Source organism: Candidatus Latescibacterota bacterium, from assembly GCA_020633725.1.
Taxonomy (GTDB): Bacteria; Krumholzibacteriota; Krumholzibacteriia; order JACNKJ01; family JACNKJ01; genus VGXI01.
On record JACKDC010000001.1, the window covers coordinates 199,284 to 220,882 of the forward strand.

The window sequence follows — 21,599 nt, forward strand, 5'->3', positions numbered from 1 at the left end:
ATGAACACCAGCCACTTCTCCCGCCGGGAGGACATTCGCAAGGTGACCCTGGACGACGGGGTCACCTTGCTTACTCAGTGCGTGCCCGACGCCCTGTCGGTGAGCATCGGCGCCTGGGTGCGCTGCGGCAGCCGCGACGAGGGCGCCCAGCACAACGGCATCACGCACTTCCTCGAGCACATGGTCTTCAAGGGCACCGAGCGGCGCAGCGCCCTCGAGATCTCCCTGGCCATCGACCGCGTCGGCGGCCAGCTGGACGCCTTCACGACCAAGGAGCTCACCTGCTTCTCCGCCCGCGTGCTCGCGGAGTACGTGGACACGGCCCTGGACGTCCTCGGCGACATGCTCGGCCACGCCTCGCTGGACGGCGAGCTGATCGACGTGGAGAAGCAGGTGGTGGTCGAGGAGATCCGCAACGTCCTGGACGACCCGGACGACCTCATCCACGAGCTGGCGAGCGCCGAGGTCTTCGGCGAGCACCCGCTGGGCCTGCCGATCCTCGGCACCGAGGACACGGTGGAGTCCTTCTCGCGGGACGATCTCAGCGCCTACCTGGACGCGCGCTACACGGCGGGCAACGTGATCGTCGCCGCCGTGGGGCCGCTCAGCCACGACGAGATGCGCGGGCGCGTGGAGACCTGGTTCCACGTCCGTCCGGGCGCCGCGCTCGCCCGCAACGGCAGTGCCCCGCCGGCGCCCCGGCGCCGGGTCGTCACCCAGGTCCGGGAGCTGCAGCAGCAGCACCTCTGGCTCGGCCGGCTGGGCGTGAGCAGCGCCGACGCGGACCGCTACGGCTTGCTCCTCCTCAGCACGCTGCTGGGCGGCAGCATGAGCAGCCGGCTCTTCCAGGTGATCCGTGAGCGGGCGGGGCTGGCCTACAACATCTACTCCTTCTCCGACTTCGCCAGCGACGCGGGGCTGCTGGGCAGCTACATGGCCGTCTCGCCTCGACGCAGCGACGACGCGATCCGCCTCACCCTCTCCGAGTACGCGAAGCTCTGCGCGGAGGGCTGCTCCCTCGACGAGCTCGAGGACACCAAGATGCAGCTCAAGGGCAACCTGCTGCTGGCCATGGAGAGCATGAACGCCCGCATGAGCCGTCTGGCCCGCGGGGAGATCAACGAGGGGCGGCAGATCGGCGTGGAGGAGCTGGTGGCCAGGGTGGACGCGGTCAGCCGCGACGACATCCAGCGCCTGGCGACCACCTACCTCGACCCGGCCACGCTCACCCTCGTGAGCCTCGGCCCCAACGCCGGCCCGGGCTCCTTCTGATGGGCATGCCCCGCTTCGCCAGCGACTGCCGTCGCGTGATCGTCGACGCCCAGCTGGCGGCGGACCCCGACGCGCTGGCCTCGCTCCTCGCGGCGCTGCGCGCCGAGCACCCCGACTGGGAGCTGCTGCTCTACGATGCGCCGCCGGCCGCGTCCGCGGATCCGGCCGGACCGCAGCGCATCGACGCCGAGGGGGAGGGCGGCCTGGCCGCGCTGGAGCGACTGCATGCGGGGGGCGTCCTCGAGCAGACGCTGCTGCTCAGCGGACGCGAGCGCCTCCTGAGCTGGGCCCGCCGCGCGGGGCTGCCGGCTCTGGACGCGGGCGCGGCCGGGCAGTCCCCCGTCGAGACGGTCGCGCCCCACGCGCTCGTCCTGCGCGACGCCGTGGCCCTGCTCCTCGCCGCCCGCCGCCAGCGGGAGGGGAGGCCCTTCCTCGTGGGCATCAACGGCATCGACAAGGCGGGCAAGACGGGCTTCGCGGCGGCGCTCGCGACGCGCCTCGCCGGCGTCGGCCTGCCCGTCGAGCAGGTGGCCCTGGACGACTTCACCGCCGAGAAGAAGGAGCGCCGCGCCAAGGGCTACCCCGAGCCCGAAGGGCTTTATCGCAAGTACTACGCGATGGACCGTCTGAAGGAGCAGCTGCTCCTCCCGCTGCGACAGGCGCGGGAGCTGCCGCTCGAACTGCACTACGACGTCTACGACGCGGGCCGCGAGCGCGTGACCGGCCGCCGCCGTCTCGCGCTGGAGCCCGGTGGGCTGCTGCTGCTCGAGGGCCCCTTCCTCTTCCAGTCGGACAGCTTCGGCTACTACGACTTCCGCATCTACCTGGTCAGCGACTTCGAGCGCGCGCTCGAGCTCGCGCTCGGCGCGCTGGAAGGCAAGCAGCGCGCGAAACGTGAGCAGGAGTTTCAGCGGCGTGAGCTCGCGGCGCAGTCGCTCTACCTCAAGCAGGAAGCGCCATGGAAGCGCGCGCAGCTCGTGCTGCGCGGCATGAACACCGACACGCCGCGCATCGAGAGCGCACGACTCGGCGACGCAGCGCCGAACGCGGGTGTTCACGAGCGCTGAATCGCGCAAGCGGCGAGATCGGAAAAACGACCTCAAGGCAACATTTTCCCTTTACAAATTTTCACAGCTTCCGATATCTCTGTCGACGGAGCCTCAAGGCAACCGGCTCCAGAGAGCAATCCGCTTTCCCTGCCTAGGAGGGTACAATGGCTGTGAAAAAGGCTGCCAAGAAGACGGCCAAGAAAACGGTGAAGAAGGCTGCCAAGAAGACGGTCAAGAAGGCCGCCAAGAAGACGGCTGCCAAGAAGACCGTTCGCAAGGCCGCCAAGAAGACCGCCAAGAAGGCGACTCGCAAGACCGCGGCGAAGAAGACGGCCAAGAAGGCCGCCAAGAAGACCGCGAAGAAGGCGACTCGCAAGAAGGCGGCGAAGAAGACGGTCAAGAAGGCCGCCAAGAAGACCGTGAAGAAGGCCGCGAAGAAGACGGCCAAGAAGGCGGCGAAGAAGACGGCCAAGAAGGCCGCCAAGAAGACCGCCAAGAAGGCGACCCGCAAGAAGGCCGCGAAGAAGACGGTCAAGAAGGCCGCCAAGAAGACCGTGAAGAAGGCCGCGAAGAAGACGGCCGCCAAGAAGACGGCGAAGAAGGCCGCGAAGCGTCCGGCTCGCCGGAAGAGCACGGCCAAGAAGGCGCCGACGGCCTAACGGGCAGTTGGCACTGGACTGAGTGTCGGGGAGGGGGCGCGCCCCCTCCCCGTTGCTTGTGCCGCCGATGTTGTAGCTGGCCCGGGTCCTGCCGGGGCCAGGCCATGAACAAGCCCACGATTCTCCGCCAGGGCTGGCAGCCGCCCTTCTGCCCCAATCCCAACTGCAAGTACCACCGGATCTTGGACGGCCACTGGCCCTTCAAACGCCAGGGCGTCTACTACCGCGCGGCCAAGCCCCACCGCATCCAGCGTTTCCAGTGCACCGACTGCAGGCGCTCCTTCAGTACCCAGACCTTCTCGACGAGCTACTGGCTCAAGCGGCCGGACGTCCTGCCCAGGCTCTTCATGAAGACCGTCGGTGGCATGGCCAATCGGCAGATCGCCCGGGATCTGGGCGTCGCGCCGAGCACGGTGGATCGCCAGCTGGCCAGGCTAGGCCGCCACTGCCTCCTGTACCAAACCAGGCTCCTCGAGCGCTGTAGACCGCGTGGAGCGGTAATCGTCGACGGCTTCGAGACCTTCGAGTACAGCCAGTACTTCCCCTTCCACCACAACCTGGCCGTCGAGGCCGAGAGCAGCTTCGCCTTCGGCTTCACCGACAGCCCGCTCCGCCGAAAGGGCCGAATGCGACCGGATCAGAAGAAGCGCCGCGCGGAACTCGAGGAGCGCTGGGGAAGACCCGACCCGAAGGCCGTGGAGAAGGGCGTTCGGGAGCTGCTGCGGATCGTCTGCCGGGGTTTGGATCGGCTGGAACTCCGCAGCGACGACCACCCGGCCTACCCGCGGGCCATGCGGCCGCTGAAGGTGAGGTTTGCGCACTACATCACGCCCTCGACTGACCGCCGGGACGCCGACAACGACCTCTTCGAGGTGAACCTGCTGGACCTGTTGATCCGCCACAGCAGCGCGAACCACCGGCGGGAGACGATTGCCTGGTCAAAGCGGCGGAACGCCTCAGCTCTGAGGCTCTGGATCATGGTCGTCTGGCGGAATTGCGTGAAGCGTCGGCACGAGAAGGGGCCGCCGGTGAGCCCGGCCATGCTGAAGGGGCTGACCGACCGTTTGCTGCGTGTGCCCGAGATCCTGGCGGAGCGGCTGTTCCGCAGCCGGATCGAGCTTCCGACGAGCTGGGGCACCACCTACGCCGGCGAGGACGAAACACCTGCACTGGGGATCAATCGGCAGCATGCCCTGACGTATGCAACCTAGAGGCAAGCGCGCATGCCGAGGTGGGTTGCCTACAGTCGAGATACAAGGTCGGCGGCATAAGGGTTTCCGTTTGACAGCCTGCCGGGGCCGGACCCTATGATGCCGCGGTCGTGTCACCTCTCGTCCTGCATTCGCGCCGCCGCCTGACCCCGCCCGCCGCCGTGGCCCTGGGCTTCCTTGCGCTCATCGCGGCGGGGACGCTCCTCCTCAGCCTTCCGTTCTGCTCCTGGCATGGCCATCTGGGCCTGGTGGACGCGCTGTTCACGGCCACGAGCGCGGCCTGCGTGACGGGACTCACGGTGGTGGACACCGGCAGCCACTTCAGCCCGGCGGGTAAGCTGGTCCTTCTCCTCCTGTTCCAGATCGGGGGGCTCGGCATCCTCACCGTGAGCAGCGTTTTCGCGCTGCTGGCGCGGCGCGATCTCGGCATGGGGCACCGTTTCACGCTCAGCGAGGACCTCCGGACCGGGGGCATCCACGGACTGCGCCGCCTGCTGCTCGGCGTGGTCAGCTTCACCCTGCTCATCGAGGGGCTGGGCGCCCTGCTGCTTCACCTCAGCGCGGGACCGGGACTGGGCGCCGGGCGGCACCGCGCCTTCGCGGCCGTCTTCCACTCCGTGAGCGCCTTCTGCAACGCCGGCTTCTCGCTCTATCCGGACAGCCTGGCCCGCTTCCTCGAGCGGCCGCTGGCCCTGCTGAGCGTCGCGCTGCTCGTCATGCTGGGCGGGCTCGGCTTCCTGCTCAGCTTCGAGATCCTGGGCCGCCTGCGGCGGAGGCCGCGGCGCCGGCACTTCTCGGTGCAGGGCCGGATCGTGCTCGTGGGTTCGCTCGTCCTCTGGCTGGGCGGCACGCTGCTCTTTCTGTGGACCGAGCGGAACGGCGCCCTGGCCCAGCAGTCTCCGGGCCGCCAGCTGCTCATGGCCTTCTTCCAGTCGGTGACCTGCCGCACGGCGGGCTTCGACGTCTTCGCCCAGGGCCTGCTGTCGCCGGCCGGCACGCTCGGCAGCCTGCTGCTGATGTTCATCGGCGCGGCGCCGGGCTCAACCGGCGGCGGCGTGAAGGTCTCCACGGTGATCCTCGTCCTGCTGCTGCTGCGGGGCTACTTCGCCGGTCGGATCCGGGTGGACGTGGCGGGCCGCAGCATCCCGGACACCGTCCTCAGGGAGGCGCTGGCCGTGATGAGCGCGGGGCTGGTGATGGTGGTGCTGGGCACGCTGCTGATCCTGCTGACCGCGCACGTCGCGCTGGACCGCGCGGCTTTCGAGGTGGTCAGCGCCTTCGGCACCGTGGGGCTCGGCGTCGGGCTCTCCGCGGAGCTGGGTCCGGCGGGCAAGCTGCTGCTCGTCGTCATCATGTTCTGCGGCAGGGTGGGCCTGCTGACGGTGGCGCTGGGCCTGGCCGGCGGCTGGCGCGAGCGCCACTTCCAGCTGCCGCCCGAGGCGCCGATGGTCGGCTAGCCCGCGCGGGCTTCGCCGTTGCAATGGCCGGCCCCTGTGCTAGACTGCCGCTTCGGCCCGGCCGCGTCCGGGCTTCATTCGCGTGGAGGAAGCATGGGCGAGCGGACGATCAAGCGCGCGGCGGTGGTGGGCCTCGGCCGTTTCGGCCGCGCCGTGGCCCGCACGCTCAGCGAGCTCGGCGTGGAGGTCCTCGCCGTGGACCGCGAGCTGCGCTACGTGGAGATGGTCAAGGACGACGTCGACCTGGCCGTCTGCGTGGACGCGACCCAGGAGAGCGCGCTGGACGAGCTGGACGTCCGCAACGTGGACCTGCTGGTGGTGGGCGTGGGCGAGCTGTTCGAGGAGAACATCCTCATCACGTCCTGGGCGGCCGAGGCGGGCATCCCCCAGGTCATCACCCGCGCGGGGACGCCGGTGCGCCGGCGCATCCTGGAGCGGGTCGGCGCCACCCGCGTGCTCTTCGCGGAACAGGAGATGGGCCAGCGCCTGGCCCAGAACCTGGTGCGCGGCGACGCGCTGGAGTTCGTGGACCTGCCGGACGACTACTCGCTGCGCGAGCTCGAGGTGCCCGCGCCCTTCGTGGGCCGCACGCTCGGCGAGCTGGGGCTGCGCCGCAACCACGGGCTGGCGGTGCTGGCGGTGCGGCGCATCACGCTGGCCGAGGGCAAGAGCGAGCGGCGGGTCTTTCCCGTGCCCGACGGCGACTTCCGCTTCGAGGCCGGCGACCGCCTGTCGGTCATCGCGCGCAACGAGGACTTCGCCAGGCTCAAGCACTGACACCGGAGAGTCGAGAACATGCAATCGGTGAGAATCGCCGCCATCGGCGAGCACGACGGTCGCGAGGTCACCCTCGCGGGCTGGCTCTACAACAAGCGGGGCAGCAAGAAGCTCCAGTTCCTGCAGGTCAGGGACGGCTCGGGCACCATCCAGGCGGTGGGGTCGCTGGCGGACCTCGGCGAGGAGCGCTTCGCCGCCCTCGACGCCCTGACCCAGGAGACGAGCCTCACGGTCACCGGCACCGTCCACGCGGACGAGCGCGCCCCCGGCGGCTACGAGCTCCTGCTGACCGACTTCGCCGTGATCGCCCCCAGCGTGGACTTTCCCATCACGCCCAAGGAGCACGGCGTGGACTTCCTGCTGGAGCGCCGCCACCTCTGGCTGCGCAGCCGGCAGCAGCACGCGCTGCTCACCGTGCGCGGCACGCTGATCGCGGCCATCCACGAGTTCATGCGCCAGGACGGCTTCCTGCACGTGGACGCGCCCATCTTCACGCCCAGCTCCGTGGAGGGCACGACCACGCTCTTCGCCGTGGACTACTACGGCGACAAGGCCTTCCTCACCCAGAGCGGACAGCTCTACATGGAGGCCGCCGCGGCGGCCTTCGGCAAGGTCTACTGCTTCGGCCCCACCTTCCGCGCCGAGAAGAGCAAGACCCGCCGCCATCTCACCGAGTTCTGGATGATGGAGCCGGAGATGGCCTTCGCCGACCTCGCGGACGTCATGGACGTGAGCGAGCGCCTGCTCGAGTACGTCGCCGGCCGCGTGCTGGAGGCCCACCGCGGCCTGCTGGAGGACGTCCTCGAGCGCGACTGCGCCGCCCTCGAGCGGGTGAAGGCGCCCTTCCCGCGCATGCACTACGACGACGCCGTGGCCTTCCTGCGCGCGAAGGGCGTGGACTTCGAGTGGGGCGGGGACTTCGGCGCCGAGGACGAGACCCTGCTCTCGGACGCCCACGACCGGCCGCTCTTCGTCCACCATTTCCCGAGCGCGATCAAGGCCTTCTACATGGCCCCCGATCCGGACGACCCGAAGTACTGCCTCTCGGTGGACTGCCTCGCCCCCGAGGGCTACGGCGAGATCGTCGGCGGCGGCCAGCGCGCCGACGACCTGGAGTTCCTCGAGCGGCGCATCGCCGAGCACGGGCTGCCCAGCGCGCCCTACGAGTGGTACCTTGACCTCCGGCGCTACGGGAGCTTCCCCCACAGCGGCTTCGGCATCGGCGTGGAGCGCACCCTGGCCTGGCTGGCCGGGCGCCGGCACATCCGCGAGTGCATCCCCTTCCCGCGGATGATGACGCGCATCACGCCCTAGGGAGAGGCATGTCCCGCCCCGCGCGCCTTCGGCTCCGCATCCTCGCGACGACGCTGCTCCTGGCGTCGGCCGCGCGGGCAGGGGCGGAGACGGGCGAGGAGCTTCGCTTCTTCCGCTCCCTCGAGGCCGACGGCCTCCACGCCGTGGCGGCCGGCCAGATGGAGACCTGGCTCGCCGCCCATCCCGACGATCCCGCGCGCACCGAGGTCGAGCACCTGCTCGGCCGCAGCTACGAGGCCCAGGGCGACACCCGGCGCATGCTGCGCTGGCTGGCCCGCTTCGCCGCCGACGCGCCCGAGGACCCGCGCGCGCCCGAGGCGCTCTTCGCCGCCGGCCGCGCCGCCGTGGCGGACAGCCTCCCCGCCGACGCCGAGTCCGTGCTCGAGCGCCTGCTCCGCGACCACGCCGACAGCGCGCGCCGGGAGGACGCCCTGCTCCTCCTCGCCCGCCTGCGCGCCGACGAAGGCCGCGGCGCCGAGGCGCGCCAGCTGCTCGGCCTCGTGATCCAGCAGACCGGCGACGCGGGGCTCCTCGGCCAGGCACTGTGGGCCCGCGCCGCGCTGCGGGACGACGTCGATCCGGACGGCGCCCGCGCCGACCGCGAACGTCTCATGGCCAGCCTGCCACGGGACTCCCTCGCGGTGGAGGCCGCGCTCCGCGTGGCGGCGGATCGCCGCGCCACCGGCGACGATGCGGCCGCGCGCAAGGCGCTGGACTGGGCGCTCGACCGCAGCCAGGACGCGGCCCAGCAGGCGCGCGCCCTGCGCTCCCGCGCCGCGCTGAGCGCGGACGCGGGGCGCCCCGCCGATGCCGCCCGCGACCTTGCGACCCTCCGCCGCCGTCTGCCCGCGGCGCAGCTCAGTCCCGACGACCTCACGCGCGAGATCGAGCTGCTGCTGGCGGCCGACAAGCCCCGGGACGCCGTCGCCCGCGCCCGCGAGCGGGTCGCCGACGCGCCGAGCGCGGCGCATCTCGCCCTGCTCGCGCGCGCCGAGGAGGCGGCGGGACGCGCGGACGACGCCCTCGCGACCTGGGCCGACTGCGCGGCCGCCGACCCCGCGGGTGAACTGGGTCTGCTCGCCCGCCGTCGCCGGGTGGGCCTGTTGCTGGCGGGCGCCGGGCCGCTGCCCGCGCTGGAGCGCGGCGTCGAGGAGTTGCTGCCCTGGCTGGGCGATCCCCTCGAGCGCGCGGAGGTCCTGCACGCGCTCGGCGCGCGCGAGGCGGCGCTTGGCCATCCCGACGCGGCGCGCCGCGCCTGGTCGCGCGTGGCGGAGGACGCCCCGCCCTGCGCGCCGCTGCTGGCGTCGCTGCTGGAACTCGGCGGTCTCGCGGAGGAGCGCGGCGACTGGGACGCGGCCCGCGCCCACTACGGGCGCCTGCTGCGCCAGTTCGGCGGCAGCGCCGAGGCGTCCGCCGCCGCCACGCGCCTGGACGTCCTCTCGCGCTTCACGGCCCCCGACCGTCCCGCGGCCCTCGAGGCACTGCTCGCCCTGCTCGACGAGGAGCGCGCGCGGGGCGCGGCGCGCGGGCGCGACTTCCGCGTCGGCCTGGTGCTGCTCGACACGCTCAAGGACTTCCCGGGCGCCATGGCGCAGTTCGACGCCCTGGGGGAGAGCGTCGCCGACGCGGAGGGACGCGCCTGGGCCTGGCTTTACGCCGGCCGCGCCGCGGCACGGGAGGCGGAGCGCCGCGCGCTGCCGGGGACGCGGCAGGGAGGCGTGGGCGACTGGCGGGGCCGCGCGCGCGAGCGCCTGCGGCGCGCCGAGGTCGCGGGGCTGCCGCGCGTGAGCGACGAGGCCGCGCGCGAATCGCTCGATCTCGCGCTGGCCGCCGCCCGCGACGACGCGGAGCGCCGCGCGCTGCTCGACGCGGCGCTCTTCGCCCACGGCGACGATCCCCGCTGGGCGCGCGCCCGCTACCGCCGCGCGTCGCTCACCGATCCCGCGGGCGCGGACTCCACCGCGCTCGTCGCGGCGCGCGCCGACGCGGAAGGCGCCCTCGCGCTCGACCCCTCGGCGGCCTTCGCGCCCGCCGCGCGCCTGCTGGCCGGGCGCCTCGCGCTCGCGCAGGGCGACGCATCCGCCCTCGACGCGGCCGAGCGGCAGTTCCGTCGCCTGGTGGACCGGGAGCCGAGCGGTGTGGAGTCGGCCCTCGCGCGGCTCGGCCTCGGCGAGGTGGAGGAGGCGCGCGGGCGTCAGGGCCGCGCCATCGACCACTACCGCGCCTTCCTCGAGACCGCGCTCACGGGCGACGCGCGCGCGCGCTGCCTGCTGCACCTGGGCGACTGCCACTACGCGCTCCGCGAGTGGGACGCCGCGAGCGAGGCCTACGCGCTGCTCGTCGACATGGCGCCGCCCGCGCCGCTGGCCGACGCCGCGCGCTACCGCGTGGCACTGGTGGCGGAGCGGCGCGGCGATGTCGCCGCCGCGCGCGAGGCCTACTGCCGGCTGCTGGACGACGCCGCGCCGCGCTACCGGCGCGAGGCGGCGTGGCGTCTCGCGGATCACGCGCTGGCGGCGGGGGACAGCGCCGCCGCCGAGGACGCCCTGCGGCGCCTGCAGACCCTCGGCGACGACGGCCCGCACGCGGCCGAGGGCGCGCTGCGACTCGCCCGTCTGCTCCTGGCGCGCGGCGAGGGGGGCGAGGCGCGTCGCGCCTACGACGCGCTGCTCGCGCGGGGGGACGCGGGCGCGCTCGAACCCACGCTGCGCGCCGAGCGGGTGCGCGCGCTGCTGCTCGCGGGCGACGCCGGCGGCGCGCGCAAGGCCTGGGCGGCGCTCGGGGACTCGCCGGACGCGCGGATCGACGACGCCGAACGCGCGCGCGTGCTGCTCGCCTTCGGCGAGGAGCGCGCCGCCGCCGGGGACGTCGCGGCCGCGCTCACGCGCCTCGAGGCCTGCGCCGAGAACTTCCCCGCCACCGACGCGGCGCCCGCCGCGCGCTTCGCCGCGGGGCTGCTCAAGGCCCGCCGGGGCGACGGCGACGGCGCCCTGGCGGACTTCCTGCGCGTGGCGCGGGACGCCCCGGCCAGCCCCGCCGCGCCGGCGGCCCGCCGCAAGGCTGCGGCGCTGCTCTTCGCCCGCGGCGACTACGCCGCCGCCAGCGACCAGCTCGAAGCCTGCGTGGCGGGCGAGGCGTCGCCCGACGCCGACCTCCTCTACAACTCCGCGCTGGCCCTGGAGAAGCGCGAGGACCGCGAAGGCACCCTCGCACGCCTGGAGCAGTTCCTCGCGCGCTATCCGGAGGACCGCCGCGCCCCCGAGGCCATGATGAAGGCGGCCTACAGCCTGCACGAGCTGGGACGTCACGAGCAGGCCGTGCTCGCCTACCAGCGCGCCGAGATCTTCCAGGACGACGAGGGCAAGGCGCGTCTCACCTTCTGGGTGGGGGACAGCCTGGAGGCGCTGGGCCGTCGCGACGCCGCGCTGGGGGCCTTCCTCAAGGTGGGCTACCTCTACGGCGACCAGGGGCTCTGGGGCGTGACGGCCACGCTGCGCGCGGCCTTCCTCTACGAGCGCAGCGGCGCGCTCGACGAGGCGCGCCAGCTCTATGCCAGGGTGCTCGCGAACCAGGGGCCGGACTCCGACCCCGGGCGCAGCGCCGCGGAGGCGCTTCGCCGCCTCGATGCGCTGGCCCGAACCGACACCGCAGGGCAGGGTCAATGAGCACGCGCGGCGCACCGATCCGCGTGCACGGCGCGCGGGAGAACAACCTCCGGGGGATCGACGTGGAGATCCCCCGCTACAGCTTCACGGTGCTGACCGGCCCGAGTGGCTCGGGCAAGAGCAGCCTCGCCTTCGACACGCTCTTCGCCGAGGGGCGCCGGCGCTACGTGGAGAGCCTGTCCAGCCAGGCGCGGCAGCTCTTCGGCGAGCTGCACCGTCCCGACGTGGATCTGGTGGAGGGGTTGAGTCCGGCGGTGGCCGTCAACCAGCACAGCACCGCGGCGGGGCCACGCTCCACCGTGGGGACGCTGAGCGAGATCGGCAACTTCCTCCGCCTCCTCTACGCGCGCGTGGGCGAGCTGGGCGAAGGCGGCTACGTGATGGACCCGGAGGCCATCCGCGAGCGGCTCGAGGCGCTGCCCGAGGGGACGCGCCTCACGCTGCTGGCCCCGGTGCTGGAGGAGCGCAAAGGGGCGCAGAAGCGGCTGCTGGATCGCCTGCGCCGCGAGGGCCTGGTGCGCGTGCGTCTCAACGGGGAGCTGCGCGATCTCGACGAGGACCTGCGCCTCGAGGCCGGCCGGCGCAACAGCGTGGAGGCGGTGGTGGACCGCCTGGTCTGCGGCCCGAAGAGCCAGCGGCGCCTGGCCGACAGCGTGTCGCGCGCGCTCGAGCTGTCGGGCGGGCGGCTGCGCGCGCTGATCCAGAGCGCGGGGGCGGGGGGCGACGAGGACGTCGAGACCCTCGATCTCGCCGTGGCCCGCGGCGGCGAACGGGCGCTGCCGGAGATCTCTCCCAGCCTCTTCTCCTTCAACAGCCGGCGCGGCGCCTGCCCCGAGTGCCAGGGGCTGGGCCGGAGCCGACGGGTGCAGCTCGACCTGCTCGTGACGTCGCCCGCCAAGAGCCTGGCCGACGGCGCGCTGCCGGTGCTGGCCGGCGCCCGCGGCGCCTGGTTGCTGGCGCAGATCGAGGCGCTGGGCGCGGTGCTCGGCTTCACGCTGGACACGCCCTGGCGAAAGATCTCCGAGGAGGCGCGCGTCACCCTGCTCCACGGCACCGGGCGGGGCGGCCTGGACATCCAGCTGCGCAGTCCCCGCGGCCGCGTGCGCAAGACCTTTCCCGGGCTCATCCCCTACCTCGAGCGGCGGCACGCCGAGACGAGCAGCGCGAGCCTGCGCAAGAGCATCGAGGCGCTCATGGGCGACGAACCCTGCCCCGCCTGCGGCGGCAAGCGGCTCTCGGAGGACGCGCTGCGCGTCAGCCTCGGAGGCCTGGACTTCGCCGCGCTCAGCGCGCTGACCCTGCGCGAGCTGGACGTCCACCTCGCCGCGCTGCGCTTCAGCGGACCGCGCCGCGACGTCGCCGGCGAGATCCTGCCGGAGATCCGCTCGCGCCTCGCTTTCCTGGACCGCGTGGGCCTCGGCTACCTCAGCCTCGACCGCCGGGCGAGCACGCTGTCGGGCGGAGAGCGGCAGCGCCTGGCGCTGGCCGAGCAGGTGGGCAGCGCGATGACGGGGGTGCTCTACATCCTCGACGAGCCGTCCATCGGCCTGCACCCGCGCGACCACCATGCGCTGCTGGACACGCTGATCACGCTGCGCGACCGCGGCAACACGGTGCTGGTGGTGGAGCACGACCGGGCGACGATCGAGCGGGCGGACTGGATCATCGACCTTGGACCGGGCGCCGGCGAGCGCGGCGGCGAGGTGGTGGCGGCCGGGGACCTCGCGGCCATCCGCGCGCACGCGGCCAGCCCCACGGGCCGCAGCCTGCGCGAGGCGCTGGGCCGGCCGCTGCGCGCCCCGCGTCCGCCCGGCAAGGCGTGGCTGCGGGTGATGGGCGCGAGCCTGCACAACCTAAAGGACCTGGAAGCGGAGTTCCCCCTGGGCCTGCTCACCTGCGTCACCGGCGTGTCCGGCAGCGGCAAGAGCAGCCTCGTGCACGACACGCTCTACCGGCACCTGGCGCGCGCGCTGGGCAGGGAGACGCCCACGCCCGGCCCCTGCCGCCGCTTCAGCGGCGCCGGCGCCGTGGACGACGTCGTCTACGTGGACCAGGCGCCCATCGGCCGCTCCCCGCGCAGCAACCCGGCCACCTACGCCGGCCTCTGGAACGAGGTGCGACGGCTCTACGCCTCGCTGCCCGAGAGCAAGCTGCGGGGCTACGGCCCCGGCCGCTTCAGCTTCAACGTGAAGGGCGGCCGCTGCGAGCACTGCCAGGGCGACGGCGAGCGCAAGGTCACGCTGCACTTCCTGCCGCCGGCCTACGTGCCCTGCGAGGTCTGCCGGGGACGTCGCTTCAATCGCGAGACGCTGGAGATCCACTACCGCGGGCGCACCATCGCCGAGGTGCTGGACATGACCGTCGAGCAGGCGCGGGAGCACTTCTCCGAGATCCCCGCGCTCGGCCGCGCGCTCGCCGTGCTGGCCGAGGTGGGACTCGGCTACCTGCGCCTGGGACAGAGCGCGCTCAGCCTGTCGGGCGGCGAGGCGCAGCGGCTCAAGCTGGCCAAGGAGCTCACGCGCCGGGCGCGGGGGAAGGCCGTCTACCTGCTCGACGAGCCGAGCACGGGCCTGCACTTCCAGGACGTGAGCACGCTGATGGGCATCCTCCAGCGCTTGGTTGACAAGGGGCACACCGTCATTATAATCGAGCACAACCCCGACATCATCCGGGAGGCGGATTGGCTCATCGACCTCGGACCCGACGGCGGCCCCGCGGGCGGCGAGCTGCTCTTCGCCGGCCCGCCCTCGCAGATCCGATCCTGCACCCGTAGCGCCACCGGCGCCGTTCTGGTCGAGGCGCTGGACCAGGACGCGGAGCGCCGCGACCCGACACCCGAGTAGACCGCGCCGTCCGCAGGAGGTCGATCACGACACCGCCACGCAAGACTCCGCTGAACGCCTGGCACCGCGAGCAGGGCGGCAAGCTGGTGGATTTCGCCGGCTGGGAACTGCCCGTCCACTACGGCTCGCTGCTGGACGAACACCGCGCCGTGCGCACGCGCGCGGGCCTCTTCGACGTCAGCCACATGGGCGAGATCCTGGTGGAGGGACCGGGCGCGCTGGAGGGCGTGCAGCGGCTCGTCACCAACGACTGCGCGCGGCTGGCGATCGGCGAGATCCTCTACACCGTGGCCTGCAAGGAGGACGGGGGCGTCCTCGACGACCTTCTCGTCTACCGCCTCGGTGAGGAGCGCTTCCTGCTGGTGGTCAACGCCGCCAACAGCGACAAGCTCGCCGCCTGGACGGCGAAGCAGCTGGCCGGCGGCCCGGACCTGCGCGACGCCTCCGCCGACTTCGCCCAGCTCGCGCTGCAGGGGCCGGCCAGCCGCGAGATCCTGCAGGACGTGCCGGCCTTCGCGCCGCTGGCCGAACGTCTCGCCACGCTGCCCTTCTACCACTTCCTCGAGACGCGCTTCGACGGCGCGCCCGTGCTGCTCAGCCGCACGGGCTACACCGGCGAGCCCGGCTACGAGCTCTACCTGGCCCCGGACGCCGCGCCCGCGCTCGCCGCCGCGCTGATGCGCGCGGGCGGGGCGCGAGGGCTCGTCCCCGCCGGTCTGGGCTGTCGCGACACCCTGCGTTTCGAGGCGTCCTACTGCCTCTACGGCCACGAGCTCGACGAGGCGACGGACCCCTTCGAGGCGGGCCTTTTCTGGCTTGTGAAACTGGAGAAGGGGGATTTCATTGGCCGGGACGCGCTGCGGCGGCGCAAGGACGACCCCGCGGCGCGGCGCCTGGTGGGCCTCGCCTTGCCCGGGCGCAAGATCGCGCGCCAGGGCTATGCCGTCCACGCGGACGACGACGCCCCCGTGGGCGCGGTCACGAGCGGCAGCTTCGCGCCGACGCTCGACCAGAGTCTCGCCATGGCCCTGGTCCGGCGCGACCGGGTGAAGCAGCCGCTTCGCGTGGAGATCCGCGGCGAGCGCGTGGACGCCCGCACGGTCAAGTTGCCTTTCTATACTCAACCGGCGCTTCGCGCCTAGGGTCTCGGCCGGCGGCTCGCGCCGGAGGTCACAGCAAGGAGAGGACGTGAGCGACTACCCCGCGGACTATCGTTACACCAAGGAGCACGAGTGGGTGTCGGTGGAGGGTGACGTGGCCACCATCGGCATCACCGACTACGCGCAGGGCGAGCTGGGCGACATCATCTACCTGGAGTTGCCCGAGGTGGGGACCCACGTGGGCAAGGGCGATCCCTTCGGCACCGTCGAGGCGGTGAAGACCGTCGAGGAGATCTACGCGCCGGTGACCGGCGAGGTGCTCGAGATCAACGACGGCCTCGAGGAGCATCCCGAGCAGGTGAACCAGTCGGCCTTCCACGAGGGCTGGCTGGTGCGGATCAAGATGAGCGACCCGTCCGAACTGGAGGCGCTCATGGACAGCGAAGGCTACCTGGAGCTGGTGGGAGAGTAGATGCGCGGCTTCCTGCCCCATACGCCGGCCGAGATCGAGGCCATGCTCGGCGCCGTGGGCGTCGGCTCGATCGACGACCTCTTCGCCACCGTCCCCGCGGACTGCCGCTGGGCCGGTCCCCTCGACCTGCCGCCCGGCGAGGACGAGTACCGCGTCGGCGAGCGCATCGGCGCGCTGGCGGCCATGAACCGCCCCGCGGGCGGGCGGCTCAACTTCATGGGCGGCGGCGCCTACGACCGCATCCAGCCCGCGGTCATGGCGCAGGTGCTGGCGCGGCCGGAGTTCTACTCGGCCTACACGCCCTATCAGCCCGAGGTCTCCCAGGGCACCCTGCAGGTGATCTTCGAGTTCCAGACGCTGATGGCGCGCCTCACCGGCATGGCCGTGGCGAACGCGAGCCTCTACGACGGCGCGAGCGCGCTGGCGGAGGCGGTCCTGCTGGCCGGCGCGGCCACGGGACGGCGGCGCGTCCTGCTGCCGGCGAGCCTGAACCCCGGCTGCCGCCGCGTGGTGGGCACCTATGCCGACGGCCAGGACATGCAGCTCGTCTCGCTGCCCTGGAGCGCGGACGGCGGGCTCGACCCGGCGGCCGTGGAGTCGGCGCTGGCCACGGGCGACGTGGCCGCGCTGGTGGTGCAGAGCCCGAATCACTTCGGGGTGGTGGAGGACCTGGGCCGCCTCGCGCCCTTCGCGAAGGCCGCCGGCGCGCTGCTGCTGGTCCACGCGGATCCCAGCAGCCTGGGCGTGCTCGAGGCGCCGGGCCACTACGGCGCGGACGTGGTCACCGGCGAGGGGCAGAGCCTCGGCCTGCCGCTGAGCTTCGGCGGGCCCTACCTCGGCGTCATCGGCGTGAGCCGCGAGCTGGTGCGCCGGCTGCCCGGCCGCCTGGTCGGACGCACGGTGGACGCGCAGGGGCGCCCCGGCTTCGTCCTCACGCTGCAGACCCGCGAGCAGCACATCCGTCGCGAGAAGGCCACGAGCAACATCTGCACGAACCAGGGGCTGATGGCCCTGGCCGCCACCGTCTACCTGGCCGCGCTGGGCGAGGGCGGCCTGGCCGCGCTGGGCGAGGGGCTGGCCAACCGCGCCGGCAGCCTGGCGGCGCGCGCGGCGGCGCTGCCCGGCTTCCGCGTGCCCTTCGGCGGGGACATCTTCCAGGAGTTCGTGCTGGAGGCGCCCGTGCCCGCGGCCACGCTGATGGCGGCGGCGCGCGAGCGCGGGATCGCCGCGGGGCTGCCCCTGGGCGCGGACTTCCCCGCGCTGGGGGAGAACGCGCTGCTGGTGACCGTCTCGGAGAAGCACGGCGCCGAGGCGCTGGACCGCTACGTGGACTTCCTGAAGGAGTTCGCACGATGAGCGCCACCCTCTTCGACAAGAGCCGCGCGGGCCGTCCCGGCTTCGCGCTCCCCGCCGATGGCCCGACCGGCGGCGCGCGCCTCGCCGCGGACAAGCGCCGCCGCTCGCCGGCGGGGCTGCCGGAGCTGGGCGAGCTCGAGGTGCTGCGGCACTTCGTGGGTCTCAGCCAGCTCAACCACTCCATCGCGCGCGGCTTCTATCCGCTGGGCTCCTGCACCATGAAGTACAACCCGGTGCAGAACGAGCTGCTGGCGGCGCTGCCCGGCTTCGCGGGCTGCCATCCCGAGCAGCCGCAGGAGACCGTGCAGGGTTCGCTCGCGCTGATGCACGCGCTCGAGCGCGCGCTCGTGGCGATCACCGGACTGCCGGCCTTCACGCTGCAGCCGGCGGCCGGCGCCCAGGGCGAGTACGTCGCCATGAAGATCGCGCGGCGCTATCACGCCGACCGGGGCGAGGCGCGCGACGTCGTCCTGATCCCCGACAGCGCCCACGGCACGAACCCCGCCAGCGTGGCCATGGCCGGCCTGCGCTCGGTGACGGTGAAGTCCGGCCCCGACGGCCTCGTGGACCTCGCCGCGCTCGAGGCAGCCCTGAACGCCGATGTGGCCGCCGTGATGCTCACCAACCCCAACACGCTGGGGCTCTTCGAGTCGAGCATCCGCGAGATCGTGAAGGCGGTCCACGCGGCCGGCGCGCTGGTCTACATGGACGGCGCCAACATGAACGCGCTGGTGGGGCGGGTGCGCCCCGGCGACATCGGCTTCGACATGATGCACCTCAACCTGCACAAGACCTTCTCCACGCCCCACGGCGGCGGCGGCCCGGGCGCCGGACCCGTGGGCGTGCGCGCGGACCTGGCCGACTACCTGCCCGGCCTGCGCGTCACCGAGGCGGACGGCGTCTACAGCGCGTCGCCCGCGCCGAAGAGCGTGGGCGACGTCCATGGCCGCCACGGCAACTTCGGCATGCTGCTGCGCGCCTACGCCTACATCCTGCGCTACGGCGGCGACGGTCTCGCCGACATCAGCGGCGGCGCGGTGCTCAACGCCAACTACCTGCAGGCCCGGCTGCGCCATCTGCTCGAGATTCCCCACGACGGCCTGTGCATGCACGAGTTCGTCGCCAGCGGCACGCCGCTGCGCAAGCACGGGGTGCGCACCACGGACGTGGCCAAGCGCCTGCTCGACTTCGGCGTGCACGCGCCCACGATCTACTTCCCGCTCATCGTCCCCGAGGCGCTGATGATCGAGCCCACGGAGACCGAGACCAAGGAGACGCTCGACGCCTTCGTCGAGATCATGGAGCGCATCGTCATGGAGGCGTCCAGCGAGCCGGCGCTGCTCACCGAGGCGCCGCACGCGACGCCCGTGGGCCGTCTCGACGAGGCCCGCGCCGCGAAGCTCCTGGAGGTCGTGCAGCCGCTGCCGCTGGACGACGCCGCCGGCGACCGCGCCACCGCACCCCCGACCGCGGGGGCGCGCTCCTGAGCGGGAGCGGCCTGCCCGGGACCTGGCGACTGCTGCGAGAGGGCGCCGCCAGCGCGGCCGTGAACATGGCCCGCGATCTCCAGCTCTTCGAGGCGCTGGAGACGGACCTGCCCGGCGCGGCCCCGACCCTGCGCCTCTACGGCTGGCAGCCCTGGGCCGTCTCGCTGGGGCTGCACCAGGACCCCGCCCGCAGCCTGGATCTCGATGCGGTCGCGCGCCGCGGCTGGGACTGGGTGCGCCGGCCCACCGGCGGCCGCGCCGTGCTCCACGCCGACGAGATCACCTACGCGCTGACGGCCCCGCTGGCCGGACCCTTCGCCTCGGGCCTGGCCGACACGCACCGCCGGGTCGCCGGGGCGCTGCGGCGCTTCTACCATGGTCTCGGGGTGAACGCCGAGCTCACGCGCCCGGCCCCGCCCGCCGCGCTCGACCCCCGCAGTCCGGCGCCCTGCTTCGCCGCGCCGGGGCTGGCCGAGCTCGAGGTCGAGGGCCGCAAGCTGGCCGGCAGCGCGCAGCGGCGGGGGCGTCGCGCCTTCCTTCAGCACGGTTCCCTGCCCCTCGGCAACGCGCATCTCGACCTGGCCCTGCTCCTTCCCCTGGACCCCGAGCGCCGCCTGCGCTACCAACTGGGTCTGGCGGCGCAGGCCGTTTCCCTGGGCGAGCTGCTGCCCGCGCTGCCGGCGCGGGAGTCGCTCGAGTCCGCCCTGGCGGACGCCTTCGCCGCCGAGTTCGGGATTCGCTGGGCCTAGGTCCGTCCCGCACCCGTCGTGCCCGCGGAGGCGCCGTGTCAGCGACTTCGTCCACAGCCTTCGATGCCGCCGCCGCGCCGCTGCTGCGCGTGCGCGGACTGCGCGTGGAGCACGCCGGCCACCGGCCGCCGCTGGCCCTGGTGGACGGCGTGGATCTCGCGCTCGACGCCGGCGAGACGGTCTGCCTGGTGGGGGAGTCCGGCTGCGGCAAGAGCCTCTCCGCGCTGTCGCTGCCCGGGCTGTTGCCCGCGGGGCTCCGGCGCCGCAGCGAGAGCCTGCGCTGGCGTGGCCGCGAGATCGGCGCCCTGGACGAGCGCGCGCTGCGCCGGCTGCGCGGCGCCGAGATCGGCGTCGTCTTCCAGGAGCCCATGACCAGCCTCAATCCCGTGCTCCGCGTCGCCACCCAGATCGGGGAAGTCCTGCGCGAGCACCGCGGGCTCGGGCGGCGCGAGGCGCGCGCGCGCGCCGAACAGCTGCTGGCCGAGGTGGGCGTGCCGGCGCCCGGCGCGCGGCTCGACAGCTATCCGCACGAGCTCAGCGGCGGACTGCGGCAGCGCGTCATGATCGCCATGGCCCTGGCCTGCGATCCGGCGCTGCTCATCGCCGACGAGCCGACCACCGCCCTCGACGTCAGCCTGCAGGCCCAGGTGCTGGCGCTCCTCGCCGGCCTGCGGGAACGCCGCGGGCTGGCGCTGCTCTTCATCACCCACGACCTCGGCGTGGTGGCGGCTCTCGGCGGGCGCGTCATGGTGATGTACGCCGGCCAGGTGGTGGAGACGGGCCCGGCGGCCACGCTGCTCGCCGCGCCGGCGCACCCCTACACGCGCGCGCTGCTGGCGAGCCTGCCGCGCGTGGACCGCCGCGTGGCCATGGCCGGCATCCCGGGCAGCGTGCCGCCCGCGGGCAGGGCCCCGGCGGGCTGCCGCTTCAGGGATCGCTGCGGGCTGGCCCGGCCCGGCTGCGAGCGGCCGCAGACGCTGACGCCGCTGGACGCGGAGGGGTCGCTCAGCGCGCGCTGCTGGCTGGCGGCGGAGGGCGCGCCGTGAGCGTCACCGGGCGGCCGCCACTGCTGCAGGTGCGGGGGCTCGAGAAGCGCTACCCCGGCGGACGGGGCGGCGGCACGCTGGCGGCGCTGCGCGGCGTGGACCTCGACCTGCGGCGCGGCGAGATCCTCGGCGTGGCCGGCGAGTCCGGCTGCGGCAAGACAACCCTCGCGCGCTGCATCCTGGCCCTGGAACGCCCCGACGCCGGCAGCGTGGCCGTGGACGGCCGCGCGCTGGCCGGCCTGGACCGTCGCGCCCTGCGCGGGCTGCGGCGCCGGATGCAGCTCGTCTTCCAGGATCCCTACGGCTCGCTGAACCCCCGGCTGCGGGTGGGGGACATCGTCGGCGAGGGGCTCACGGTGCACGGCCTGGCCCGGGGCGCCGAGCGCGCGCGCCGCGTGGCCGCCCTGCTCGAGCGCGTGGGGCTGGATCCCGCCGAGGCGCGGCGGCGCCCGCACGAGTTCTCGGGCGGGCAACGTCAGCGGGTGGGGATCGCGCGGGCGCTGGCCTGCGGGCCGGACCTGCTAGTGGCCGACGAGCCCGTCAGCGCCCTGGACGTGTCGGTGCAGGCGCAGATCCTTCTATTATTGGACGAGCTCCGGCGCAGCATGGGCCTGGCCATCCTGATCATCAGCCACGACCTGGCGGTGCTCCGTCAGCTCTGCGACCGGGTGGCGGTGATGTACCTGGGGCAGGTGGTGGAGGAGGGCCCCGCCGAAGCGGTGCTGGGCGATCCCCGTCATCCCTACACGCGGGCGCTGCGCGCGGCGGCGCCCCGGGCCGAGGCGGGCGCCGCGCCTCCGGCGCCGCTTCCGGGAGAGCCGGCGGATGCGGGCGACCGGCTCGTGGGCTGCGCCTTCGCGCCCCGCTGTCCGCTGGCCCTTACGCGGTGCGGGCTGGAGGCGCCCGCGCTGCTGGAAGGCGCGGATGGACGCCGCCTGCGCTGTCCGGTGACCCTGGCGGGCGGGCAAGAATCCGGTTGACTCAAGCTCTTGCCAATCCCTACATTAAGAGCGATCAGGTTGAACTTCCCCCCATCGTACGGCAAGTCGAGTTGCTGCGGCCCGAACCGTCGTCCTGTCCTCGCGGGGCAGGCCCGCAGAGTGTTTGCTTTTAACGACTTGCACGTAATCGAGGAGGGACCG

16 protein-coding genes are annotated in these 21,599 nt (G+C 73.3%); all 16 read left to right on the forward strand.

Features of this window, described 5'->3' with window-relative positions; all coding sequences use genetic code 11:
• The 16 genes from H6693_00840 to H6693_00915 all read left to right on the forward strand — a co-directional run bounded on the left by H6693_00840 (position 1) and on the right by H6693_00915 (position 21,437).
• Positions 1-1,272: an insulinase family protein gene (locus H6693_00840; GenBank protein ID MCB9514724.1), complete on the forward strand. Its 1,272-nt coding sequence runs from the start codon at positions 1-3 to the stop codon at positions 1,270-1,272.
• 5 nt (positions 1,273-1,277) lie between these two features.
• The gene (locus H6693_00845; protein MCB9514725.1) at positions 1,278-2,339 is read left to right on the forward strand and encodes a hypothetical protein; all 1,062 of its coding nucleotides are present in this window, start codon (positions 1,278-1,280) and stop codon (positions 2,337-2,339) included.
• 146 nt (positions 2,340-2,485) lie between these two features.
• On the forward strand, positions 2,486-2,980 hold the full coding sequence (locus tag H6693_00850; GenBank protein MCB9514726.1) for a hypothetical protein: 495 nt from the start codon (positions 2,486-2,488) through the stop codon (positions 2,978-2,980).
• A gap of 104 nt (positions 2,981-3,084) precedes the next feature.
• A complete protein-coding gene (locus H6693_00855; GenBank protein MCB9514727.1) occupies positions 3,085-4,191 on the forward strand; it encodes an IS1 family transposase in 1,107 nt (368 codons plus the stop codon).
• Between the two features lie 110 nt (positions 4,192-4,301).
• Positions 4,302-5,648 carry a hypothetical protein gene (locus tag H6693_00860; protein MCB9514728.1) on the forward strand — a complete coding sequence of 449 codons (1,347 nt, stop codon included), beginning with the start codon at positions 4,302-4,304 and terminating at the stop codon, positions 5,646-5,648.
• Positions 5,649-5,741: 93 nt separating this feature from the next.
• Positions 5,742-6,425: a TrkA family potassium uptake protein gene (locus H6693_00865; protein ID MCB9514729.1), complete on the forward strand. Its 684-nt coding sequence runs from the start codon at positions 5,742-5,744 to the stop codon at positions 6,423-6,425.
• A gap of 18 nt (positions 6,426-6,443) precedes the next feature.
• Positions 6,444-7,739 (forward strand): asparagine--tRNA ligase, encoded by a 1,296-nt coding sequence (asnS, locus tag H6693_00870; GenBank protein MCB9514730.1) that lies wholly within the window; start codon positions 6,444-6,446, stop codon positions 7,737-7,739.
• An 8-nt stretch (positions 7,740-7,747) separates the two neighbouring features.
• Positions 7,748-11,404, forward strand: a complete 3,657-nt coding sequence (locus tag H6693_00875) for a tetratricopeptide repeat protein (protein ID MCB9514731.1) — start codon at positions 7,748-7,750, stop codon at positions 11,402-11,404.
• Positions 11,401-14,247 (forward strand): excinuclease ABC subunit UvrA, encoded by a 2,847-nt coding sequence (gene uvrA / locus H6693_00880; GenBank protein ID MCB9514732.1) that lies wholly within the window; start codon positions 11,401-11,403, stop codon positions 14,245-14,247. The genes H6693_00875 and uvrA overlap by 4 nt, the downstream gene beginning before the upstream one ends.
• Before the next feature lie 23 nt (positions 14,248-14,270).
• Positions 14,271-15,389, forward strand: a complete 1,119-nt coding sequence (gene gcvT, locus H6693_00885) for a glycine cleavage system aminomethyltransferase GcvT (GenBank protein ID MCB9514733.1) — start codon at positions 14,271-14,273, stop codon at positions 15,387-15,389.
• A gap of 46 nt (positions 15,390-15,435) precedes the next feature.
• Entirely contained in the window at positions 15,436-15,819 is a 384-nt protein-coding gene (gene gcvH, locus H6693_00890; protein MCB9514734.1) for a glycine cleavage system protein GcvH, read from the forward strand.
• The gene (gene gcvPA / locus H6693_00895; GenBank protein MCB9514735.1) at positions 15,820-17,175 is read left to right on the forward strand and encodes an aminomethyl-transferring glycine dehydrogenase subunit GcvPA; all 1,356 of its coding nucleotides are present in this window, start codon (positions 15,820-15,822) and stop codon (positions 17,173-17,175) included.
• Positions 17,172-18,662 (forward strand): aminomethyl-transferring glycine dehydrogenase subunit GcvPB, encoded by a 1,491-nt coding sequence (gene gcvPB, locus H6693_00900; protein MCB9514736.1) that lies wholly within the window; start codon positions 17,172-17,174, stop codon positions 18,660-18,662. Before gcvPA ends, gcvPB begins: the two co-directional genes overlap by 4 nt.
• Before the next feature lie 65 nt (positions 18,663-18,727).
• On the forward strand, positions 18,728-19,411 hold the full coding sequence (locus H6693_00905; GenBank protein MCB9514737.1) for a hypothetical protein: 684 nt from the start codon (positions 18,728-18,730) through the stop codon (positions 19,409-19,411).
• A gap of 80 nt (positions 19,412-19,491) precedes the next feature.
• Positions 19,492-20,457, forward strand: coding sequence for an ABC transporter ATP-binding protein (locus H6693_00910; protein MCB9514738.1), 966 nt, complete (start codon positions 19,492-19,494; stop codon positions 20,455-20,457).
• Entirely contained in the window at positions 20,454-21,437 is a 984-nt protein-coding gene (locus tag H6693_00915; GenBank protein ID MCB9514739.1) for an ABC transporter ATP-binding protein, read from the forward strand. The genes H6693_00910 and H6693_00915 overlap by 4 nt, the downstream gene beginning before the upstream one ends.
• The last annotated feature ends 162 nt before the right edge of the window (positions 21,438-21,599 follow it).